Below are 22250 nucleotides of genomic sequence, written 5' to 3'. Positions count from 1 at the left end.
CCAGCAGCACCCGGTCCGGCAGAGGCAACGCCCACGGCCGTCCCGGCCGCCCGTCGGCGATCCGGTCCCCGCCGCGCTGGGCGACGAGACGGACCAGTCGGCGGAACTGGGTCGGCTTCAACCCGGTGAACGGGAAGATCCACTGAGGGTCGGCGGCGGAGATGACCTGCACCCCAACATGATCTACCAGGCAGCCCCGAGGCCCGGCATCCGGGTTACGAAACAGCCTTTAGTCGGACCGACCCCAGCCGGACCGACCCCGGACGGACCCGGTCCGTCCGGGGAAGGGGACCCCGCCGGCTCCCGCGCCGACCGGGAACGTCGCCACCCCGGAGCGTGCGCGCCACCGCACCAACCCTCCCACCTGTGTAATGGGGTGGGAATGGGTCCGCAGTTCCCGGCGGGTGGGCCGCGCCCGGCGACGATGGACGGAACCGCCGTGCTCGGCGTCCGTCATGTCCCGTTCTCCTTCCGGAATTCAGAACCGAGATATAATCGCAGCGAACAGAGAATGCCTTCGGCTGGCGCGGAGCGGGTGGTGACCACCACACGGATCCGGTGTCGTACCGGATCTCGCCCAGCGGGCATCTCCACCCGGTCGACGTCTTCGTCCGTGGACTTCACCGAATATTCGAGGTAATAACCGCGGAAACATTGTCCACCCGCCGGTTGCGGCGCGGGCGAAGCCCCGTGTCGTGGACAACACGAGGGGCCGTCAGTGGTGCTGGTTGAACGTGACGAAATTCTCCGTCAGCTCGACCTTCTCCTGGCGGACTGTACGGCGGGAAACGGCCGCGTCGTGCTGGTCGACGGTCCGGTCGGCACCGGCAAGACGGAGCTCGTCCGCTACTGCGGCGCCCGGGCCACCGAGAGCGGCGTGACGGTCCGCGGCGCGACCTGCGCCCGCGCCGAGCACGTCCTCCCGCTCGGCGTGGTCGGCCAGCTCCTGCGCGGCCTGCCCGCCCGCGACGGCGGCGCCGGCCCCGCGTGCGCCGGTTCAGAGGGCGCGGCCGACCCGGACGCCGCCCGGGGCACGGACACCCCGTGCGACGAGGCGGCGCAGGACGGCTGCCGGGGCCGGGAGGCTCGGGCGGACGGGGTGGGCCGGGCGGCCCGCATCGCGGAGCTCCTCGACGCCGGCGCCGCCATCGCCGGCAGGCTGGGGTCGGATCCGGACCGCGAGCTGGCCCAGATCCACCAGGAGCTGACACTCCTCATCCTCGACCTCAGCAAGCGCGGCCCCGTCCTGTTGTGCATCGACGACGTGCAGTACGCGGACGTCCCCTCCCTGCACTTCCTGCTGCACCTGGTGCGCCGGCTGGGGTCGGCGCGCATCGCCGTGCTGCTCGCCGGTGACCTGGCCTCGCATCCGCTGGATCTTTCGTTCCGCGCGGAGCTCGTCCGCGCGCCCGAGTTCCGGTCGCTGCGGGTCGGGCCGCTCTCGCCCGCCGGCGCCCGCGACCTGATCGCCGTGACCGCGGCGGACGCGGCCATGTCCGCCGCGGCCACGTCCCCCGCGTCCGTCGCGGTCGCGGGGGCACCGCAGCCAGACCCGTACCAGGTCACAGGGGGCAATCCGCTGCTGCTGACCGCGCTGGCCCGGGGCGACCGCGGGCTCGGCCAGCCGGATCCGGAGGTCTTCGGCCTGGCCCTGCTGAGCTGCCTGCACCGCGGCGAGCCCGTCGCGGTGCAGGTGGCCCGGGCGCTGGCGGTGCTGGAGACACCGGCGCCCGACGGGGCAGTCCCGCCGGACACCGCGACGCTGGCGGGGATGATCGGCGCGGACGTCCCCGGCGTCACGCGTGCCCTCGACGCCATGAACGCCGCCGGGCTCCTCGACGACGGCCGGTTCCGCCACGGCGTCGCCCGGGACGTGGTGCTCGACGACCTGACGACGCCCGAGCGGACCGACCTGCACCGGCGGGCGGCGCGGCTGCGCCACCAGCAGGGCGCGCAGGCGGTCACCGTGGCGGCGCACCTGGTCGAGGGCAACGGCGTCCAGCCGCCGTGGGGCACCGGCGCCCTCGTCGAGGCGGCCGAGCAGGCGCTGCTGGACGGCCGGCCCGAGCGGGCCGCCGCGTGCCTGCGGCTCGCGGCCCGCTCCGCCGTCGGCGAGCGGGAACGCGCGGCGATCCGGGCCCGGCTCACCCACGCGGAGTGGCAGACGAGCCCGGCGGCCGCCGCGCGCCACCTCTCCCCACTGGTGAGTGCCGCCCATGCCGGCCTGCTCGAACAGCGGACCAACGCGGCCCTGGTCCGCCAGCTGCTGTGGCACGGCCGGTCGGCCGAGGCCGAGGAACTGCTGGCCCGGATGCGGGCCGCGGCCCAGGGCCGGCCCGACGAGGCTGCCGCCGAGGTGCACGACCTGGAGGTCTGGCTGGCCACCGTCCACCCGCCGCTGGCGCGCCGCCGCCGCGGGCCCGCCGCGGGCAGCGCCGTGCCGGCGGCCCCGGCAGCCGACTCGTGGCTGCGCTCGGCGGCGCTGCTCGCCGACGCGGTGGCCGCGGGCGGCCACCGGACGGGGCGCGAGCCGGGGCCCACCGTTCTGTCCAACACCGCGGCGGCCGGCGCCCCGGTGGGGTCCGGTCCCGTCGGGGCCGACCGGGCCGAGAGCGTCCTGCGTGACCTGCACCTGGCGCGGGCCGACCCGTGGGCCGGCGAGGTCGCGACGCTCTCCCTGCTGCTGCTCACCCGGGCGCCGCGGATGGACGCCGCGGTCGCCTGGTGCGAGCGTTTCCTGGCCGATCCCGACCTGGAGGACCAGACCACGCGGGCGACGGTGATGGCGGTGCGTGGCGCCCTCGCGCTCGAACAGGGCGATCTGGCGGTCGCCGCCGACCACGCCCGGGCCGCGCTGCGCCGGCTGCCGGCCAAGGCGTGGGGGGTGGCGATCGGCCTGCCGTTGGGCACCCTGGTGCTGGCCGCCACCCGGACCGGGGATCTGGAGGAGGCCGCGCGGCAGCTGGTCCAGACCGTGCCCGAGGAGATGGTCGCCAGCCGCTACGGGCTGGACTACCTGCACGCCCGCGGCCATTACCACCTGGCCGCGAACCATGCCCACGCCGCGCTCGCCGACTTCCTGGCCTGCGGTGACCTCATCCGGGGCTGGGGCCTCGACGCGGCGGCCCTCGTCCCGTGGCGCATCGGCGCCGCCGAGGCGTGGCTGCGGCTGGGGAACGTCGACCAGGCCCGGCAACTGGCCCAGGAACAACTGGGCCGGCCCGGGGCCACCCGGGTCCGTGGCCTGGCGCTGCGCCTGCTCGCCGCCGCCAGCCCGCCCGGGCGTCGGCTGCAGCCGCTCACCGAGTCGCTGGAGCTCCTCGAGACCACCGGCGACCGGCTCGGGCAGGCCTACGTTCTGGCGGACCTGAGCCGCGTCCACGATCATCTCGACCAGCGCCGGCGGGCCCGGCTGCTGCTGCGGCGCGCGCTGCACATCGCCACGATGTGCGGCGCGCGGCCGCTCGCCCAGGAACTCCTCGCGATCTCCGGCGACGGACGAGCCGTCGTCGGCCTCGGTGTCGACCAGGAGATGATCACAGGTCTGACGGACTCCGAGCGGCGGGTGGCGTCGCTGGCGGTGATGGGCTACACGAACCGGGAGATCGCGCTGCGGCTCTACGTCACGCCGAGCACGGTCGAGCAGCATCTGACCCGCGTCTACCGCAAGCTCAACGTCAAACGCCGCCAGGACCTCCCCGCGGACCTGTGGACGGACGCCACCCGCACCGGCTGACCCGGCGCGCGGGACGTCCCGCGCGCCGCACCCCCATCGGACACCTCACGGAGGAATCTTCATGGCGCAGCCCACGAGCGCGCTCGCGGCGGAGGTCGGGAAGTTCTACGACCACCTCACGACCTACCAGACCGCTCAGGACGAGGACCTCAACTTCCATTTCGGATACTGGGACGTGCCGCCGGACGGCGCACCGCCCGCCCCCGGCACGGACGTCGCCGAGCTCGAGGCGGCGGCCGAACGCCTCACCGAGGTGATGATCGAGAAGATCCGGGTCCGGGCCGGGGACCGGGTGCTGGACGTGGGCTCGGGCTCCGGCATCCCCGCCGTTCGCCTGACCCGTGCCACCGGGGCCTCGGTCGTCGGGATCTCGATCAGCCGGGAGCAGGTGCGGCGCTCGACCGAACGGGCGCACGAGGAGAATCTCACCGACCGGCTGGAGTTCGAGTACGCCGACGCCGCCGAACTTCCCTTCGGCCCGGATTCCTTCGACGCCGCCTGGGCGCTGGAATCCATCATTCACGTCCCCGACCGGGCCCAGGTGCTGCGGGAGATCGCCCGGGTAGTCCGGCCGGGCGGTCGTTTCGTCGCCACCGACATCTTCGAGCGTTCGCCCGTCCCGGCGGAGAAGCGCGGCGCGGTCGACAACTTCTACTCCGGCCTGCTGCTGGGGCCGAGTGTCCGGTTCGACGACTATCCGGCGCTGCTGCGCGGGGCGGGGCTGCGCCCGCTGGAAATCATCGACGTCAGCGAGCAGGTGATCGCGCAGTCGTTCCAGCTGCTCGCCGAGCGGATCCGCCGGGACAGGGAGAACCTCGACGACCTGCTCGGCGACGAGCTTTACCAGCGTCTCGCCAGCACGGGTGTGGACGGCCTCCACGAGATCGGCTACCTCGTCGTGGTGGCGGAGCGCCCAGCCGGATAACGCCCCATCCGGCGAAAGAGGGGGTGCTTAGGGGAGTTTGCCGGCGGCCGGCCGATGCCACCATTCGGCAATGTCCTCTTCTTCGCGTCCGTGGCTTTCCGGGAACGTCCGGACCACGCGGGCCTGTTCGTTCCGGGTTGAACCGCCGGGCCGGCCGCCCCTTCGGGGACGGCGGTTCGCCCGCGTCACCGCGGTGGCCGTCGCGGCCGGCCTGCTCGGGGTCGCTGTGACCGCCGCGCCGGCATCCGCGGCCGCGGAGCCGGGCGGCGCGGCCGAGACGCCGGCGGGGAGTGAGACGCCGGCGGCGGCCGGGACGCCCGCGGCGGCCGAGACGGCCGGCGCCCCGCGGGTGAGCGTCACCGATGTCGGCGCGCCGGACCGGCTGGCCACGAACCTCTTCCCCGAGGACCTCAACGACTCCGGAGTCGTCACGGGCTACGGCCTGCTCGGCGGCCCCCAGCCCTTCCAGGCGTTCACCTGGGCCGACGGAACGCTCACCCCGTTGAACGCGCCGAGCGCCGACCCGGGGGCGTTCAGCTTCCCGGTCGCGCTGAACAACCGCGGCCAGGTCGTCGGCTTCACCACCGTCGGCGGGACGGCGCACTCGCTGCGCTGGGACGGCGTGGACCCGACCGACATCTCCGCGGCCGGCGGCAACAGTCATCCGCTCGCCGTGAACGACGCCGGCCAGGTCCTGCTGACCGAGGGCGGCGGCGCGGCGCTGTGGACCGCCGGGAACCGGGCGGCGGTCGCGCCGTTCCCGGTCACGAACGCCGTGGGTCTCAACGGTTCGGGACAGGTGTTCGGCACCGGCCGGGCCGCCGGCGGTGACGCCACCGACCACGCCTTCGTCTGGACGCCGACCGCGACCACCGACGTCGGCCCGTTCGGTCTCACCACCACCACGACCGACCTCAACGACAGCGGCCAGCTGATCGGGTACGGCGCCCTGGCGCAGAGCCCCAACCGCACCCACTCCTTCGTCTGGACCCCGGCGCGGGCCGGCCGGCAGGCCACCCGCACCGACCTGGGCACCCTGGCCGGCCTGGAGACCGAGGCCCGCGACATCAGCAACTCCGGGCACATCGTCGGGCGCAGCGGCACCGCCTCCGGTTGGCATGCCGTGCGCTGGCAGGGCGGCCGTCTCGCCGACCTCGGCGTCCTGCCGGGCGGGACCTCCAGCGAGGCGCTCGCCGTCAACGAGACCGGGCAGGCCGCCGGCTGGGGCGTCGCCCGCGACGGGCGGCCACATGCCATCCTGTGGAAGCGGGACCGCCCGATCGACCTCGGGGTACCCGCTGGCTTCACCCAGAGCTTCGCCATCGACATCAACGCCGCCGGCAAGGTGCTCGGCTACGCGATCGACGAGACGGGCGGCGTCCACAGCTTCGTCTGGACGGTGACCGGGGGATGACGGACACGGAAACGGCCGCCGCGCCGGAGGGATCGGCCCCGCGGGCCTACGGCCCCGGCCGTGGCCCCGGGGCGCTCGCGCTCACCGACGACCGGCTCAGCCAGATCGTCGCCGCCCACCAGATGGGCGCGCTCGCGTCGAACAGGCGCGACGGCCACCCGCACCTGTCGACGGTCGCCTACAGCTGGGACCCGGCGGAACGCACGATCCGGATCAGCACCACCGAGGACCGGCTGAAGGTGCGCCTGCTGCGGCGTGACCCGCGCGCCGCGCTGTACGTGACCGCGCCCGACCACCTCTCGTTCGCGGTGGCCCAGGGCACGGTCGAGCTCTCCGAGGTGAGCTCGGTGCCGGGCGACCCCGCCGGGCGCGAGCTGCTGGCGCTGCAGCCACCGTTCGCCGACCCGGCGCTGGAGGGCGAGTTCCTGCGGAACATGGCGGCCGACCGCCGGCTGGTCATCCGGCTGCGTGTCAGCCGGCTCTACGGCACCGCGCTCGACATTCCCGGGCCGCCCGCCTGACCTCTCTCCCGCGCCGCCCGCGCAATGAGACAGGGGAGTCACAGGGGTGACCGGGAGAGTTCTCCCACTGGTACGTTCCGGAAATGGGTGTGACACTCGACGACAAAACACGGTCGTGGCTGGACGCGCAGAACCTCCCGGTCATCGCAACGGTGAACGACGACGGCAGTCCGCACTCCTCGATAATCCTGGTCAAGCGGGACGACGACGACCAGCTGTACTTCGTGACCCACGTCGGCCGGCGGACCGAACGGAACATCTCCCGTGACCCGCGGGTCAACCTGTCGCTCTACCCCCGGGACGATCCCTACACCTCCGTGGAGATCCGCGGGGTGGCCGAGGTGCTCGACATCGACGGGAACAAGCTGGCCGACGAGCTCACCCTCAAGTATCTCGACGAGCTGCACGACGTCGACGACAACACCAGGGTGGCCATCCGGTTCACCCCGCAGAAGGTGATTCACTTCCCCGACCCGAAGAACCCGCCGCCGCGTCCCCGCCCGCAGCAGTAGGTTCCTCCGAATACCGGCGTGAACGGGGCGGACGCACCTTCGCCAGAATGGTCCCGAGATGACGCGTTATCTGTTCGGGCGGTTCCTGCAGGGCGTCTTCGTTCTCTGGGCCGCGTTCACGCTCTCGTTCGTCGTGCTCTACGCGTTGCCGAGCGATCCGGCGGCGATCATGATCGGGCCGAGTAACTCCCTCACCCCGGCCGAGCTCGCGGCCCGCCACCACGAGCTCGGCCTGGACCGGTCCCTGCCCGAGCAGTACTTCGGGCGGCTGGGAGACCTCCTGCACGGCGACCTGGGCCGGTCGGTGCAGTCCGGCCAACCGGTACGGGAGCTGATCGCCGACGCCCTGCCGCAGACCGCCGCCATCACGGGGCTGGGCCTGGTGGTCGGGGTGTCCCTCGGTGTCGGTGTCGCGGTCGCGGCGACACTGACCCGCCGGCGCTGGCTGCGCCAGACGCTGCTCACCCTCCCGCCGCTCGGCGTGGCGGTCCCGAGCTTCCTCCTCGGTCTGCTGCTGCTGCAGTGGTTCTCGTTCCAGTGGCAGCTGTTCCCGGCCATCGGGAACAGCGGCTGGCGCAGCCTGGTGCTGCCCGCCTTCACGATCTCGCTGCAGCCCGCCGCCCTGATCGCGCAGCTGCTGGCGCGGAGCCTGGACAACGAGCTGCGGCAGAACTACATCGACCTGGCCAGGGCGAAGGGGGCCGGGCCGGCGCGGGTGAACGTCCGGCACGCGCTGCGCAACGCCGCGCTGCCGGCGCTGACCATCGCCGGCATCCTGGTGGGCGGGCTGCTCGCCGGCGCGATCGTGGTGGAGGTCGTGTTCTCCCGCAACGGGCTCGGCCGGATCTCCCAGGCCGCGGTCGACAGCCAGGATCTGCCGGTGGTGCAGGGTGTGGTCCTGCTCGGCTCGGCGGTCTTCGTCGCCGTCAACCTGCTCGTCGATCTGCTGTACCCGCTGCTCGATCCCCGCATAGCCCGGGACGGGAGCGCGGCCCGCCGTGCGCCGGAGGCGGTCGCGGCCGGTCCGGCCCCGTCCGTCACCTGATCCCCCGGAGGTCCCCGAAGGTGAAGTTCATCGGCCTGTCGGCACTCGCGCACTCGCCGGATCTGGAGACCGGCCGGCTGCCGTCGGAAACCGAGGTCGTGCGCCGCGCGGTCGAGACGGCCGTGCTGTTCGAACAGCTGGGATTCGACGGTTTCGGGTTCGGCGAGCGCCACCACCCCCCGTTCCTGTCGACGTCCCCGACCGTCCTGCTGGGCCACATCGCCGCGCTGACGTCCCGGATCCGCCTGTTCACCGGCGTGACCCTGCTGTCGGTCCTCGACCCGGTCCGGGTCGCCGAGGACTACGCGACCATCGACCACCTCTCCGGCGGCCGGGTCGAGATGATCATCGGCAAGGGTTCCGGCCCCCAGCAGGCCGAACTGTTCGGGATGACCCGGGACCAACAGCGTGACGCCCTCAACGAGAAGTTCCGCCTGCTGCACCGGCTGTGGACCGAGCATGACGTGAGCTGGCGCGGCACCACCCGCCCGGAACTGGACCGGGTGACCACCCTGCCCCGGCCGGTACCCCGCCCCGGCGGAGCCCGGCCGCGGATCTGGCACGGCGGCGGCACGTCCCCCGACTCGGTCGACCTCGCCGCCGAGTACGGCGACCCGGTGATGTTCTCCAACGCGTCCGCGCCCACCGAGAAGTACACCTGGCTGTCCGACCACTACGCCCAGCGCTGGGAGGCCTACGGCCGCGACCCGGCCGCGCTCTACACCGGCGCCGGGACGACCGCCTACTACAGCGCACCCACCTCCCAGCAGGCACTGGCCGACTTCCGGCCGATCTTCGAAGCCCGGCTGCGGGCCCAGAGCGGCATCGGCATGCCACCGGACTTCCCCACCCTGGAGGATTTCGTCGAGCGCAGCTCGGCCCTCATCGGCAGCCCCGCGCAGGTCATCGAGAAGGTCGAGCGCGACGCCGCCCTGCTCGGGAACAGCGCGCTGATCTTCAGCGTGGAGGCCGAGGGGCTCAGCCGCGACCAGCGTCGGGCCAGCTTCGAGCTGTTCGCCACCGACATCGCGCCGACGCTGCGGACCTCCGTCCCCGACCCGCCGTGGCCCGCCGCGTGACAGGGCCCGCCGCGTGACAGGGCCCGCCCAATGACCGGGCCAGCCGAATGACCGGGTCCGCCGCGTGATGGCGGGCGGGGAGTACCGCATCGCGGTGGACGTCGGTGGGACCTTCACCGACCTCGTCCTGCGCCGCCCGGACGGGACGGAGGCCGTCCACAAGACGAGCTCGGTCCCGCGGAACCCGGCTCAGGCGGTCGTCGCCGGGCTCACCGCGTTGGCCGCCGCCGAAGGGCTGGCGCCGCACGAGCTGCTCGGCCGTACCGGGACCCTCGTCCACGGCACGACGATCACCACGAACGCCCTGCTCACCGGCACGGGCGCGCGCACCGGGCTGGTCACGACCGCCGGCCTGCGCGATGTGCTGCCGGCCCGGCAGGGTAGCCGCGAGGATCAGTTCGCCTCGAAGTCCGCGCCGCCACCGCCCCTGGTTCCCCGCCATCTCGTCCTGCCCGTCCGGGAGCGGGTGGACCGGACGGGCCGCGTGGTGACGCCCCTGGACGAGTCCGACGTGCGCCGCGCGGCCGGCCGGCTGCGCGCCGCCGAGGTGGAGGCCGTGGCGGTGAGCTTCGTCTTCTCCTACCTGTTCGCCGGGCACGAGCGGCGGGCCGCGGCGATCCTCGCGCGGGAGCTGCCGGGGGTCTTCGTCACCACGGCGTCCCGGCTCGTCCCGCAGGTGCGGATGTTCGAACGGACCACGACCACGGCGCTCAACGCCTACGTCGGCCCCGTCCTGCGGGACTACCTCGACGGGCTCGCGCGGCGACTGGCGGAGCTCGGGTACCGGGGCCGGGTACTGATCATGCAGTCGAACGGCGGCGTCGTCGGGCTGGAACAGGCCACCGGCCGCGCGGTCGAGACGCTGCTCTCCGGGCCGGCCGGGGCGCCGGCGGCGGTCGCCGAGACCGTGCGCGCCCTCGGCGCGCGGGGCACGATCGACACCATCACGATCGACATGGGCGGGACGAGCTTCGAGGCCAGCCTGGCCCACGGCGGGCACACCGAGACCACCGGCGGCGGTTCGCTGGCCGGGCATCCGGTCTGCCTGCCCGCGCTGGACATCAGCACCGTCGGCGCCGGCGGCGGGTCGGTGGCCTGGGTGACCGCGGGCGGGCTGCCGCGTGTCGGCCCGCGCAGCGCCGGGGCCGAGCCAGGTCCGGCCAGCTACGGGCGCGGCGGTACCGAGCCGACGGTGACCGATGCCGACCTGCTGCTCGGCTACCTCGACCCGGACGGGTTCAGCGACGGGATCATGCTCTCCCGCGACGCCGCCCGCCGCGCCGTCGGCGGACTCGTCGAGCGCCTCGCCACCGGGAGCCGCGCCAGCCGGGTGCCCGACGGTGCGGTGCCCGACGGTGCGGTGCCCGACGGTGCGGTGCCCGACGGCGCGGTGATCGAGGCGGCCGCCGGTGTGCACCGCGCGGTGAACGCGGCGATGGCCGACAGCCTGCGCCTGCTGACCGGGCGCCGGGGCCTCGACCCGCGGCGGTTCGCCCTGGTGGCCGCGGGGGGCGCCGGTCCTGTCCATGCCGTCGAGATCGCCCGTGAGCTCGGAATCCCACTGGTCGTCGTCCCGGCCGGTGCCTCCGTCCTGTGCGCCCGCGGGATGCTGCGGACCGACCTCGTCCGCCACTACGTGCGGACCGTCCGCCCCGACCCGGCGGACCCGGGCGCGCCGCCGACCCCATCGGCCCTGGACACGGCCTTCCGCGGGATGACCGCCGAAGCGCTGGACGACCTGAGTCCCCACCTGACCGGGTCGAGCCGGCCCAGGTTCCTCCGGAGCGCGGACCTGCGCTACGCCGGTCAGGTCCACGAGATCCCCGTCCCCTTCACCGACCCCGGCGCGCCTGCCGGGCCTGCCGGGGCCGGTGACGCCGGGCTGGCGGATCTCCTTGAGCGGTTCCACGACGAGCACGAGCTGCGCTACGGGTACCGGCGTCCTGAGCTCCTGGTGGAGATCGTCAACCTTCGCCTGGTCGCCCGCATCCCGACGCTCCCGCCGGTGGCACCCACTGCGCCCGCTTCCGCCGTGCCCGCCTCCGTTGTGCCCGTTGTGCCCGCCCTGCCCACCTCGCGCGACCCGCCCCGCGCCGTGGCGCGCCGGCGCGCGGTGTGGTTCGACGGCGGCTTCCGCGAAGTGGACGTCCACGACCCGGCGGCGCTGCGCCCCGGCACTCGCCAGCCGGGCCCGGCGTTGGTCGCGCACCCCGCGAGCACCGTGGTCGTCCCACCCGGGTACGTCTTCGAGCTGGCCGAGGACGGAAGCGTCCTCGTCTTCGCGGCCACCGACACCGCGAGCGCCGTCCTGCACCGGCTCGGGCTGGCGAGCACAGGCGCGGTCGGCGCGCCGGCGGCCGGATGACCGCCGGCGCGGACCCGGTGCTGGCCGGGATCGTCGACAACCGGCTGCACGCGATCGCCGAGCAGATGGCCCAGGCCATGCTGCGGTCCTGCCGGTCGATGGTGTTCCAGAGCCGCGACTTCGTCACCGGCATCTTCACCGCGCGGGGCGAGTGGGTGGCGACCAAGGACTACATCCCCGTCCTGGCCGGTTCGCTGCCCAGCGCGCTGGCCGGCGTGACCGGGCGGTTCGCCGCCGAGTTCGCCGCCGGGGACCTGCACGAGGGCGACGTGTTCGTCCTCAACGACCCGTACCACGGCAACAACCACCCGCCGGACATCACGATCCTCAAACCGGTGTTCCACCGGGGCACACACCGGTTCTGGGCCGTGACGAAAGGGCACCACGCCGACACCGGCGGCGCCGTCGTCGGCTACAACCCGTACGCCCGGGACTGCTGGGAGGACGCGCTGCGCATCCCGCCCGTGCGGCTGCACCACCGCGGGCGGCGCCAGCGCGACGTCTGGGACCTCATCCTGCTGAACCTGCGGCTGCCGGACGTCGTCGAGGCCGACCTGGACTGCCAGATCGGCGCCGCCACGCTCGGCGAACGCGAACTGGTCGCGCTGCTGGACACCTACGGCGTCGAACCGGTGGAGGAGGCCGTCGCCTACCAGCTCGAGGCGTCGCGCCGGCACATGCGCGCCGAGATCGGACGGCTGCCGGACGGCGTCTACCGGTCGGTACGCCACCTCGACGACGGGGGAGCGCACCACCGCGAGCCGATCGCGGTACGCCTGGAGCTGACCATCCGCGGCGAGTCGGCGCTGTTCGACTTCACCGGTTCCGACCCGCAGGTCGTCGGCTACGCGAACTCCACCCTGGCGAACACCACCGCCGCCGTCCTCATCGGCCTGCTCGGGGTCACCGACCCCACCCAGCGCCGCACCAGCGGCGCGCTGGCGGCCGTCGACATCCGCACCACCCCGGGCACGATCGTGCACGCCGTCGAGCCGGCCGCGACGTCGCTGTGCACGCTGACCGCCTGCGAGACCATCGTCGAGACGGTCTGGGCGGCCGTGGGGCAGGCCGATCCGGCGGTCACGAACGCCGCCTGGTGCCGCGGCTACACGTTCGCGGCCATGGGCGTCGACGCGCGCACGGGCCGGCCGTTCGCCGTCACCGGCGCGATGAAGGGCGGCTCGGGCGCCACCGCCGGTTTCGACGGCTGGGACGCCGTGGGCCCGCCGGTCGCCATGGGCGGCGGGCGGGAGATCGACGTCGAGCTGCACGAGCTGACCGCGCCGACCACCGTGCTCAGCCAGGAGTACGAGATCGACTCCGCCGGTGCCGGCCGGTGGCGCGGCGGCCTCGGCGCGGTGTCACGCTGGCGGATCGACCAGGACGACCTGTCCGTGCTGTGCATCGGGTCGGGCGCCCTTGACCTGACGGCCCCGTTCGGAGTGGCCGGCGGCTCGACCGCCCCCGCCAACCGCGGCGTCGTCCACCACGCGGACGGGCGGATCAGCCACCCCCCGACGAACTGTCTGCTGCGGCTCGACCGCGGCGACGTGGTCGAGATCCACACCTCGGGGGGCGGCGGCTTCGGCGATCCGTTCGACCGCCCCGCCGAAGCGGTCGCCGACGACGTCCGCGACGGCCTCGTCTCGCCGACGGCCGCCCGCGACGTCTACGGCGTCGTCCTCGACCCGATCACCGGCGAACCGGACACCGCCGCGACCGACGCCCGCCGCGCGGCAGCACCCTCACGCTGAGATCCGAGACCAGGCGCGCGCCTACCCGACCCGGGAACGGGCATGGCGAGACCCCTGAGGGGCACCTGTCCGGCGAGGTCGGAGGCTGATCCCGCGCGCCGGCGGTCAGCCGTCGCTCACGCATGGCCAGGCGGTGACCGCTGAGGCCAGCACCGTGCCGACAGCCGGGCGCGCCGGCGCGCGGGTCGGTCACCGGGTCAGGAGACCCAGACGTCGAACAGGGGCGGGATGCGGGAGTCGAAGTCGAGGGCGAAGTCGTGCACGGTCGGCCCGACGCCGACGACCGCGGTGTCCTCGACGAGCGGCACGGCGAGGCCCTGCTCGGCGATCCGCTCCTGGACGTCGGCGAGGATGCCGGCCCGCCTGTCCGGGTCGATCGTCACCGCCTGCTGCTGCAGCAGTGACTGCAGCGCCGTGTCCTGGACGTTGTAGATGTTCGGCGCGGCGTTGGCGAAGCTGCCGCGCAGGCCGTTGTCCGGGTCGATGCCCCCGGCGACACCCGCCAGGAACAGGTCGTACTGGTCGTGCTTGCCGAGGGCCTCGACGGCGGCGGCGGCGGTGTCCAGCCGGGGCTGCAGGTCGACGCCGACCTCGGCGAGCTGGGCCTTGAGCAGTTCCACCAGGCCCTGGTCCCACGGGTTGCCGCGATCGATCCAGCCGAAGACGACGGTGAGCTTCCGGCCGTTCTTCTCCCGGATCCCACTGTCGCCCGCGCGCGTCCAGCCGGCCTCGTCCAGCAGGCGGTTCGCCTCGTCCACGTCGGTCTTCAGATGCGCGGACTGGTCCGCCCAGCCGATGACGGTCGAGGTGAGGACGCTCGTGGGCAGCTTGAACGACGGGTGCAGCAACGAGTCGCGGATCGCGCCGGTGTCGACGGCGCGCACGATCGCCTGACGGACGGGTAGCTCGTTGAGCGGCGTCCGGTCGGCGCCGGTGACGACGAGGGCCTCGGTGTTGCGGGGCAGCGGCTGGGTGATGACGGTGGCGCCCGCGGACCCGGCGGCCTCGATGTCGGCCGGGTTGAGTGACGTCGACACCTGCACCTGGCCGTTCTGCAGGGCGCCGGCGCGCACGCTCGGCTCTCCGATGATCCGGTAGACGACCTTGTCCAGGTAGGCGTCGCCGGTGCGAGAACGGTACTGGGGCGCCCACCGGTAGCCGTCACGCCGGCTGAGCACGACCTCGCTGTTCTTCGTGTACGACGTGAGGACGAACGGGCCGGAGCCGACGACCTTGTCGAAGCGCTGCTCGTAGGGCAGGTCCAGGGTGGCCGGGGCGAGGATCCCGAACCCGGTGCTCGACAGCGCGACCGGCCAGGCCGGGAACGACGCGCCGAAGTGCTGGACGACGGTGAGCTCGTCCACGGCGTCGGTGCCGGTGTAGCCGCTGGTCTTCAGCGTCGACAGCGCCGCGGAGCCGGTGCTCTTCGCCGCGTTGGCGAGGATGTCGTCGAAGTTCCGCTTCACCACCGCGGCGGTCAGCGGCGTGCCGTCGGAGAAGGTCACGCCCGCGCGCAGGTGAAAGGTGTACTCGGTGGCGTCGGCGTTGGCCTCGTACTTCTCGGCCAGCCAGGGCACCGGCCGGCGGGTCTTCGGGTCGAGGGTGACCAACGAGTCGACGATCGGCCGGGCCACGTCGCGCACGATCGGGCTCACCGCCCGCGGGTAGATGCTCACCGGGTCGCTGCTGAGCGCGATGGTCAGGGTCCCGCCGGACGTGGGCGAGGTCGCCTCGCCGCCGCCGCCGGCGTCGTCGTCGCTGTCGCCGCACCCCGCGAGTCCCAGGGCGAGCGCGGGTACGAGCGCGAACGCGCCGAGCAGGCGCGAGGCACGCGCCAGGCGGGCCGGCCTGCGCGGCCGGATGGTTCTGGACATGCGGATTTCCCCCTCGGGACGGATGACGTGCGGTGACGCCTGGGAACGACAAGGTCCACGGCTGCTCCGGCGCCTGGTGGCCGGCGCCCGGCAGCCGGTGATCTAGCTGGGTGGTTTCGGTCGGCGGCGCGGAATCGACGCCAGCAGCTCCCGCGTGTACGGATCCGCGGGGCTGGTGAAGACCGCCTCGGTGCTGCCGGTCTCGACCAGCCGGCCGCGGTGCATGACGCCGACCTCGTCGGCGATCCGCCGGACGACCGCCAGGTCGTGCGAGATGAACAGATAGCTGACGCCCAGCTCGGTCTGCAGCCGCCCGAGCAGGTCGAGGATCTGCGCCTGCACCGAGACGTCCAGCGCGGAGACGGCCTCGTCGCAGACGACGAGCTCCGGGCGCAGCGCCAACGCCCGGGCGATCGCGACCCGCTGGCGCTGGCCGCCGGAGAGCTCGGCGGGGCGCCGAGCCAGCATCGCCGCGGGCAGCGCGACGAGATCGACGAGTTCGGCGGCCCGCCGCCGGCGTTCGGCCCGGCTGCCGACGCCGAACGAGGCCAGCGGGTCGGTGATGATCTGCTCGACGGTGAACCGGGGGTTCAGCGAGGCGTACGGGTTCTGGTAGACGATCTGCATCCGGCGCCGCAGCGCCCGCTGCGCCTCACCCCGGGTGTGGGTGACGTCCTCGCCGGCGAGGACGATCCGCCCCGAGGTCGGCTCGGTCAGCCGCAGCACGAGCCGGGCGGCCGTCGACTTTCCCGAACCGGATTCGCCCACCAGCGCGAACGTGCGTCCGCGTCGGATGGTGAAGCTGACGCCGTCCACCGCGCGCACCGCCCGCGCGGAGCTTCCGGAGCGGGGCAGCCGGAACTCCTTGACCAGGTCGTCGACGCGTACATGCGGTGCTTCGGGCGGCACTGCCGCGGCCGGTGGCCCCGTGGCGGCCGGCGGCCCCGCGGCTGTCGCCGGCGCCGGGCGTGGCACCGTCCGCGGGCGGGGTTCGAGGCCCGGCGCGGCCGCGATCAGCGTTCGGGTGTACGGGTGCTCGGGCGCGTCGAGGATCCGTTCCGGGGCGCCCTCCTCGACGATCCGGCCGTCCGCCATGACCAGGATCCGGTCCGCCCGTTCGGCGGCCACCCCCAGGTCGTGCGTCACCAGCAGGACGCTCGTCCCCGCGTCCCGGGTGAGGCCGGCCAGGTGGTCGAGGATCTGGCGCTGCACGGTGACGTCCAGGGCGCTCGTCGGCTCGTCCGCGACGATCAGCCGTGGTTTCGCCGCGATGGCGACGGCGATCAGGGCCCGCTGGCACAGGCCGCCCGAGAGCTGCGACGGGTACTGGCGGGCCCGCAGTTCCGGTTCGGGCATGCCCGCGTCGGCGAGCACCCGCAGCGCCTCCCGCCCGGCCGTCCGCCGGTCGGCCAGACCGTGGACGATCAGTACCTCGGCGACCTGCGCGCCGATGCGCTGGGTGGGGTTGAGCGACGTCGTCGGCTCCTGTGGGATGAGCGCGATGTCCCGGCCGCGCAGCGCCCGGAAGCGGCGTTCGCTCAGCCCGGTGACGTCCTGGCCGTCGAACCGGACCCGGCCGGCCGCGATCCGGGCCGAGCGTGGCAGCAGCCGCAGCACCGCGTGCGCGGTGGTCGACTTCCCCGAACCGGACTCGCCGACGATCGCCACGACCTCCCCGGCGGCGACCCGGAGGCTGACCGAGCGCACGGCGTGGACGACTCCGTCACGCGGCCGGTAGTCGACCTCCAGCCCGTCGATCTCCAGCAGGGCGGGGGGCCCGCTCGTGTCCGCCGCCGGGCCCGCTGTCGGGTTCGCGTCCGCTGCCGGGGCCCTGCCGCCGGCCGGGACCACTTCGGGGGCCGTGCTCACCGGGTGGCTCCCGGCTGATCCCCGAACTCGTGGGACAACCGGTTCGCGGCCAGCACCGTCAGGGCCACGACCACCCCGGGCAGGATCGACATCCACCACGCGCCGCGTAGGAAGTTCCGCCCGGTCGACACCAGCGAGCCCCACTCCGGGGTCGGTGGCTGGGTGCCGAAACCGAGGAAGCTCAGCGTGGTCACGCCCAGGATCGCCGCGCCGAACAGCAGCACGGTCATGGCCCACACGGGCCCCATCGAGTTCGGCAGCACATGCCGGGCGAGGACCCGGTGCCAGCGCGCACCCCCCGACCGGGCCGCCTCGACGAACAGGGTCTCCCGCACCCGCAGCACCTCGGCGCGCATCACCCGGGCGGTGCTCGCGACGGCCGCGACCCCGATCGCCACCGCCACGTCGACCGTGTCCCCCCGGCCGAGAACGGCGATCAGCGCGAGGGCGAGCAGCAGCCCCGGGATGGACAGCAGGACGTCCACGACCCGCATCAGCACGAGGTCAGTCCAGCCGCGCAGGAACCCGGCGAGCAGCCCGAGCAGGGTGCCCGCGCCCAGCCCGATCACGGTGGCCAGCAGCGCCGCCGGAACCGTCCGGCCCGTGCCGTGGACGGTGCGGGTGAACAGGTCCCGGCCGAGTTGGTCGGTGCCGAACGGGTGACTCCAGGACGGCCCGAGCAGGCGGTTCGCGGCGCTGGTCGCCAGCGGGTCACGGGAGGTGAACAGGTCCGGGACCACCGCGGCCAGCAGGACGGCCACGAGCCAGGCCAGAGCGAGCAGCAACCCCGGTCGGCGCAGCGCGGCGGACATGAACGGGCACACCCCTGTCAGTGGACTCAGTGCTCTGCGGGACGCCGGCGGCCACTGGCGGCGATGGCGTCCACCTGGGGAAATGTCCATCGGCGCCGGTGCGGCGCATACCCCTACAGCTCCCCACTCTGGCGGAGTCATTTCCGCCCGCTCCACACCCGGCGAGGTAGGACCGCAAACCAGGTCCGGTCGGTGAGAGGGTGGGTGGTCGTGAAGGGTGGCGATCAGGTCATGCGAACGTGGACAGCCGGGCGGGCCGTGGGTTCCCCCGGCCCGCTCGAGGATGATTCCGGGGACGGGGCGGCGTGCCGCGCCCGGGAGATCATCGGCCGGGTGGGTGACAAATGGACGGTGGCGGTGGTGCACGCGCTCGGAAACGGGCCGTTGCGATTCACCGAGATCCGGCGTGGCGTCGACGGAATCAGCCAGCGGATGCTCACGACCACGCTGCGGGCGTTGGAGCGTGATGGCCTGGTCAGCCGGACGGTCTATCCCGAGATACCACCCCGGGTGGACTACGAGCTGACGCCGGTCGGTCAGTCGTTGCTGGACACCCTCTGGCTACTGATGAACTGGGCGGTACTGCACACCGAGGACATAGACCGGGCGCGGCGGGAGTACGACGCGAAGTAGCGCGCCGAACCGTCCACGGACTGCCGGCGGATTCACGGGCAGCCCGGAAAGTGGGAGGTCTTAGGGGTAGGCATCAGGGTGCGCGCCCAGAGAGGGTGCTGGCCGTCCGGCAACTGTCCGGAGCGCACCGACCATGGTGGAGGCAATCGCTGATGAGTCGTCTGCTGAGCCGAAGAAACGTGCTGGGCGCCTGGGTCGCCGCGACCGCGGCGGGAACCGGCTGGCTGGCCACGGCCGGCGGTGGTGACAGCGGAGCCGCGCTGGCCGCCGTCGGCGCGTCCACCGATCCCGCGGCCCATCTCGGGCACACCGGTACCGTCGAGACGGTCGCGAGCGAGGCGGTGACCGCGGCCCCGCCGGCGACGCCGTTCTCTGTTCCGCTGCCTGTCCCGCCGACGCTCACACCGACGTCCACGACCGCGGACACGGACTTCTACGAGATAACCAGCCGGACCGCGACGGAGGAGATCCTGCCCGGTTTCTCCACCGAGATCCACGGCTACGGCGGCAGCTACGTCGGGCCGACGATAAAGGCGAAGGTCGGCCGCAGGGTCGTCGTCCGCCACACCAACCAGCTGCCCGACCCGACGGCCGTCCACCTGCACGGGGCGCACGTCCCGGTGTCCAGTGACGGGTTTCCGACCGACGTCATCGACACCGGTGCGACGAAGACCTACGAGTACCCGAACAACCAGCGGGCCGCGACGCTGTGGTACCACGACCACGCGCACCATCACGAGACCGAGAACATCTACCGGGGTCTGCACGGCTTCTACCTGCTGGAGGACCCGGCCGAAACGGCGCTGAACCTTCCCGGCGGCGAGTTAGACATTCCCGTCCTGCTCTCGGACGCCAACATCGACGCCGACGGCCAGCTCGTCTTCATCAGCCTGGACGAGTACGGACGGACGACGCTGCTGACGAACGGCCGGCCCGCCCCGTACTTCCAGGTGCAGGCCCGCCGCTACCGGTTCAGGTTCCTGAACGCCAGCAACATGCGGGTGTTCAACCTGGTGCTGGGCAACCAGGAGAGGTTCACCCAGATCGCGGGGGACGGCGGCCTGCTGCCCGCGCCGGCGACCGTCGACAAGGTCCTGCTCAGTGCCGGTGAGCGGGCCGAGGTCGTCATCGACTTCTCCCGCTACGCGCCCGGCACCCAGCTCGTCCTGGACAACACCCGGAACCTGAACGACCCGAGCCGGCCGGTCGCCCTCCCCGTGCTGCGCTTCGACGTCGTGGCCCGGGTGGGGCAGGACACCAGCGCCGTGCCGGCCACCCTGCGAGCGCATCCACCGCTGCCCGCGGCGACCCGGGTCCGGGACGTGGTGCTCTCGTACCACACCGCGGCCTTCCCGTTCGCGATCAACGGGATGCTGTTCGACCCCAACCGCGTCGACTACACCATTCGTCGCGGCAGCACCGAGATCTGGAGGATCACCAACCCGGTCACCCCGGTGGCCGTCTACCACAACCTGCATCTGCATCTGGTGCAGTTCCGGATCCTGGACCGCAACGGCGTGCCGCCCGGGCCGGCCGAGTCCGGCTGGAAGGACACCGTGTTCGTGGCGCCGGGCGAGACGGTCCGCATCCAGGCCACGTTCACCGAGTACCTCGGAAAGTACCTCTACCACTGCCATGTCCAGGACCACGCCGGCACCGGGATGATGGCGCTGTTCGAGACAGTCGCCTGAGCCTGGTCGCCTGGAACGGGCGCGTGGCAGCGGGCCGCGGCCCCGGTGTGGATCCACACCGGGGCCGCGGCCCGCTGCGTGCCGCTGAATCAGAGCGTGCCGTTGAATCAGACCGTGTGCCGCCGGATCAGAAGCCGATGGTCTCCCGGACGAGGATGACCGTGCCGCGCTCCGGGAACGCCTCGCGCTCGAGGATCAGGATCCTCCCGATGAACGAGGACTGGCCGTAGAGGTCGGCCAGGCGCTGGTGCTCCCGGGGGAGGCTGTAGGTGCGGATCCGGCGCAGCGCGGTCTCCAGGTCGCCGACGACCTTCTGCGCGCCGACGACCCAGATGGCCCGCCGAGCACCCGACGCGTAGGGGGCGAACTGGCTGCCACTGGCGGAACCGACCACCAGATGACCGTTCTCCGTGATCGCGTGGACGCTGCCGACGACCACGTCCGGCGTCGCGCCCAGCCGGATCGTGGCGTAGACGTCATCACCGGGCGGCGGCGCGGTGGCCCGGACGGAATTGTACTTTCCGGACTCGTCGATCTCTGCGGTGATGCCGGCGAGCCGGAGCGTCTCGCTGGAGGCGGTGAAAACCGACTGGTCGGTCGGCAGCAGTTCGGCGACGAGTGCCCGGGCCTGCTCCGCGGTGTCCACCACGTGCACGAGATAGCCGTTCTCGCGCAACGCCGCGGTGGCCCGGTCGATTGCCGCCTCGTCGGCCGCGACGGCGAAGGCCTCGTCGAGCGGCGGGGCTTCTACAGTCATTTCTGTCCCTTCGGTGCGGAATTCGTTTTGTCGGGTGCGGGCGGAGGCGCGGTGGCGGGACCAGCGCGCCCGCGTGGGCTCCGCGTGGGCTTAACGCCACGTGGAATTTCCGCAGCACGGCCTTTCCGCCGCGGACCAGGACGCGCAGGTCGGGGAAGTGGGTGGAACCACCGTTCCGAGCTCGCGACCCGTCGCGCGGTAGGCGCCTGACCAATTCTTCCGCGGCTCGGTGTCAGGGGGAAGAAGGCACCTTTTTCTGCCCTGGTGAACTGGAGGGAACCGACAGCGTCACCGGCGGTTCGCGACAGGTTCGGGCTGGCGGGGAACGCGGGCGAGGCGAGCCCGTCCACCACCCACGCTCTCGACCTGGCGCAGCCGCTCGACGAACAGCACCGTGAGCGCCGCGACCAGGCGAGCTCCGGGTCCGGTCATGACCTGGTGCCCACCCGGCACGGTCCGCAGCCGGGCCGTGCTCACCGTCCGGGTGATGATTTTGGTGAGGTGCAGCGGGCTTGTCTCGTCCTGCTCGCCGTGGATCAGCAGCACCGGCAGGTCGGGCAGAGCCCGGGGCGGGAGCTCGGCCGGCAGCTCGCCGGCGAACGGCTGGTGCACCAGCGGAAGGCCCAGCAGAATGAGCGCGTCGGGCCGCAGCGCCGGTGAGCCCGCCAGGGACAGCGCGCGCAGCGCCCCGGTGTCCGAACCGAGCAGGACGAACGGCACACCGGGCACCCGGGCCTCCGCCAGCGCGACGCCACTGTGCTCCTGGGCGGCCAGGTAGGTCACGTCGTAGCCGTCGATCGCCAGCCGCACGGCGGTCCGCTCGTAGCTGTCCACGCTCTCGCCGCGGCCGGGGATCATCACGATCGAGCCCCGCGGCGGCCGGCCCGCGTCGGCGGCGGGCCAGAACCGCGTCGCGGCCCGGCCGACGAAGCCGCGCACCTGGTGGCCGGACCGGATCGGAAGTCGGGTTTCCGCCGGAGAATGAGCCTTTTCAGAGTTGCTTTGCCTGAATCGTGGGAACGTTCCATCTCGCGCGCATGAAGGAGCCGCCGACGGGCGACCCGGAGGCCGGAAGTTGTCCGGACGCTGTCGGTCCGGACATGAGAAATAGAGAAGCCCTCGGTAGATCACAGGATGCCTAATCACCGTGACCTTGACCGAGGACTTCCGTTGCTAACCTACCCTGGCGCCATCATCCTGCCCGAGTCGACCCTGGAGTTCCTGGCCGCGCTGCTGGCCGACGACCGCGCCCAGCGCCGGGCC

General features: G+C 73.2%; 16 protein-coding genes and 1 pseudogene. 11 read left to right on the top strand and 6 right to left on the bottom strand.

Translation table 11 applies throughout. From position 1 onward, the window contains the following. Positions 1 to 172 (bottom strand): annotated as a pseudogene (locus B056_RS38680) (IS5/IS1182 family transposase); the annotation flags it as partial. 546 nt (positions 173 to 718) lie between these two features. Here B056_RS38680 and B056_RS0131075 point away from each other — a divergent pair. From B056_RS0131075 to B056_RS0131035, 9 genes are all read left to right on the top strand, one after another. Beyond that, entirely contained in the window at positions 719 to 3736 is a 3018-nt protein-coding gene (locus tag B056_RS0131075; RefSeq protein ID WP_018505746.1) for a helix-turn-helix transcriptional regulator, read from the top strand. A 61-nt stretch (positions 3737 to 3797) separates the two neighbouring features. Then, on the top strand, positions 3798 to 4661 hold the full coding sequence (locus B056_RS0131070; RefSeq protein WP_018505745.1) for an SAM-dependent methyltransferase: 864 nt from the start codon (positions 3798 to 3800) through the stop codon (positions 4659 to 4661). Positions 4662 to 4854: 193 nt separating this feature from the next. Next, on the top strand, positions 4855 to 6075 hold the full coding sequence (locus tag B056_RS0131065) for an HAF repeat-containing protein (protein ID WP_018505744.1): 1221 nt from the start codon (positions 4855 to 4857) through the stop codon (positions 6073 to 6075). Further along, entirely contained in the window at positions 6072 to 6596 is a 525-nt protein-coding gene (locus B056_RS0131060) for a TIGR03618 family F420-dependent PPOX class oxidoreductase (protein WP_018505743.1), read from the top strand. Before B056_RS0131065 ends, B056_RS0131060 begins: the two co-directional genes overlap by 4 nt. Before the next feature lie 83 nt (positions 6597 to 6679). Beyond that, the gene (locus B056_RS0131055; protein ID WP_018505742.1) at positions 6680 to 7108 is read left to right on the top strand and encodes a TIGR03618 family F420-dependent PPOX class oxidoreductase; all 429 of its coding nucleotides are present in this window, start codon (positions 6680 to 6682) and stop codon (positions 7106 to 7108) included. A 58-nt stretch (positions 7109 to 7166) separates the two neighbouring features. Continuing rightward, on the top strand, positions 7167 to 8153 hold the full coding sequence (locus B056_RS0131050; protein ID WP_018505741.1) for an ABC transporter permease: 987 nt from the start codon (positions 7167 to 7169) through the stop codon (positions 8151 to 8153). A 20-nt stretch (positions 8154 to 8173) separates the two neighbouring features. Beyond that, the gene (locus B056_RS0131045; protein ID WP_018505740.1) at positions 8174 to 9232 is read left to right on the top strand and encodes an LLM class flavin-dependent oxidoreductase; all 1059 of its coding nucleotides are present in this window, start codon (positions 8174 to 8176) and stop codon (positions 9230 to 9232) included. Between the two features lie 67 nt (positions 9233 to 9299). Beyond that, complete coding sequence (locus B056_RS0131040) at positions 9300 to 11597, top strand: hydantoinase/oxoprolinase family protein (protein WP_018505739.1); 2298 nt, start codon at positions 9300 to 9302, stop codon at positions 11595 to 11597. Continuing rightward, complete coding sequence (locus B056_RS0131035; protein ID WP_018505738.1) at positions 11594 to 13351, top strand: hydantoinase B/oxoprolinase family protein; 1758 nt, start codon at positions 11594 to 11596, stop codon at positions 13349 to 13351. Before B056_RS0131040 ends, B056_RS0131035 begins: the two co-directional genes overlap by 4 nt. Before the next feature lie 197 nt (positions 13352 to 13548). Here the strand turns inward: B056_RS0131035 and B056_RS0131030 are convergent, their stop codons facing one another. The 3 genes from B056_RS0131030 to B056_RS0131020 all read right to left on the bottom strand — a co-directional run bounded on the left by B056_RS0131030 (position 13549) and on the right by B056_RS0131020 (position 17906). Then, positions 13549 to 15225 carry an ABC transporter substrate-binding protein gene (locus tag B056_RS0131030; protein WP_018505737.1) on the bottom strand — a complete coding sequence of 559 codons (1677 nt, stop codon included), beginning with the start codon at positions 15223 to 15225 and terminating at the stop codon, positions 13549 to 13551. 102 nt (positions 15226 to 15327) lie between these two features. Continuing rightward, positions 15328 to 17094: a dipeptide ABC transporter ATP-binding protein gene (locus B056_RS38675; protein WP_020572807.1), complete on the bottom strand. Its 1767-nt coding sequence runs from the start codon at positions 17092 to 17094 to the stop codon at positions 15328 to 15330. Continuing rightward, entirely contained in the window at positions 17091 to 17906 is an 816-nt protein-coding gene (locus B056_RS0131020; RefSeq protein WP_035753423.1) for an ABC transporter permease, read from the bottom strand. Before B056_RS0131020 ends, B056_RS38675 begins: the two co-directional genes overlap by 4 nt. Before the next feature lie 231 nt (positions 17907 to 18137). Between B056_RS0131020 and B056_RS0131015 the strand changes: the two genes are divergently transcribed. Together B056_RS0131015 and B056_RS0131010 are read left to right on the top strand one after the other, a co-directional pair. Then, the gene (locus B056_RS0131015) at positions 18138 to 18539 is read left to right on the top strand and encodes a winged helix-turn-helix transcriptional regulator (protein WP_035753420.1); all 402 of its coding nucleotides are present in this window, start codon (positions 18138 to 18140) and stop codon (positions 18537 to 18539) included. A gap of 152 nt (positions 18540 to 18691) precedes the next feature. Next, positions 18692 to 20230, top strand: a complete 1539-nt coding sequence (locus B056_RS0131010) for a multicopper oxidase family protein (RefSeq protein WP_026240348.1) — start codon at positions 18692 to 18694, stop codon at positions 20228 to 20230. 127 nt (positions 20231 to 20357) lie between these two features. Here B056_RS0131010 and B056_RS0131005 read toward each other — a convergent pair whose 3' ends face one another. Further along, a complete protein-coding gene (locus tag B056_RS0131005; protein ID WP_018505732.1) occupies positions 20358 to 20987 on the bottom strand; it encodes a lactate utilization protein in 630 nt (209 codons plus the stop codon). Between the two features lie 288 nt (positions 20988 to 21275). Next, positions 21276 to 21926 carry an alpha/beta hydrolase gene (locus B056_RS0131000; RefSeq protein ID WP_018505731.1) on the bottom strand — a complete coding sequence of 217 codons (651 nt, stop codon included), beginning with the start codon at positions 21924 to 21926 and terminating at the stop codon, positions 21276 to 21278. Between the last annotated feature and the right edge of the window lie 324 nt (positions 21927 to 22250).

The organism is Parafrankia discariae (assembly GCF_000373365.1).
Classification (GTDB): Bacteria; Actinomycetota; Actinomycetes; order Frankiales; family Frankiaceae; genus Parafrankia; species Parafrankia discariae.
This window is presented reverse-complemented; position numbering and strand designations above follow the sequence as displayed.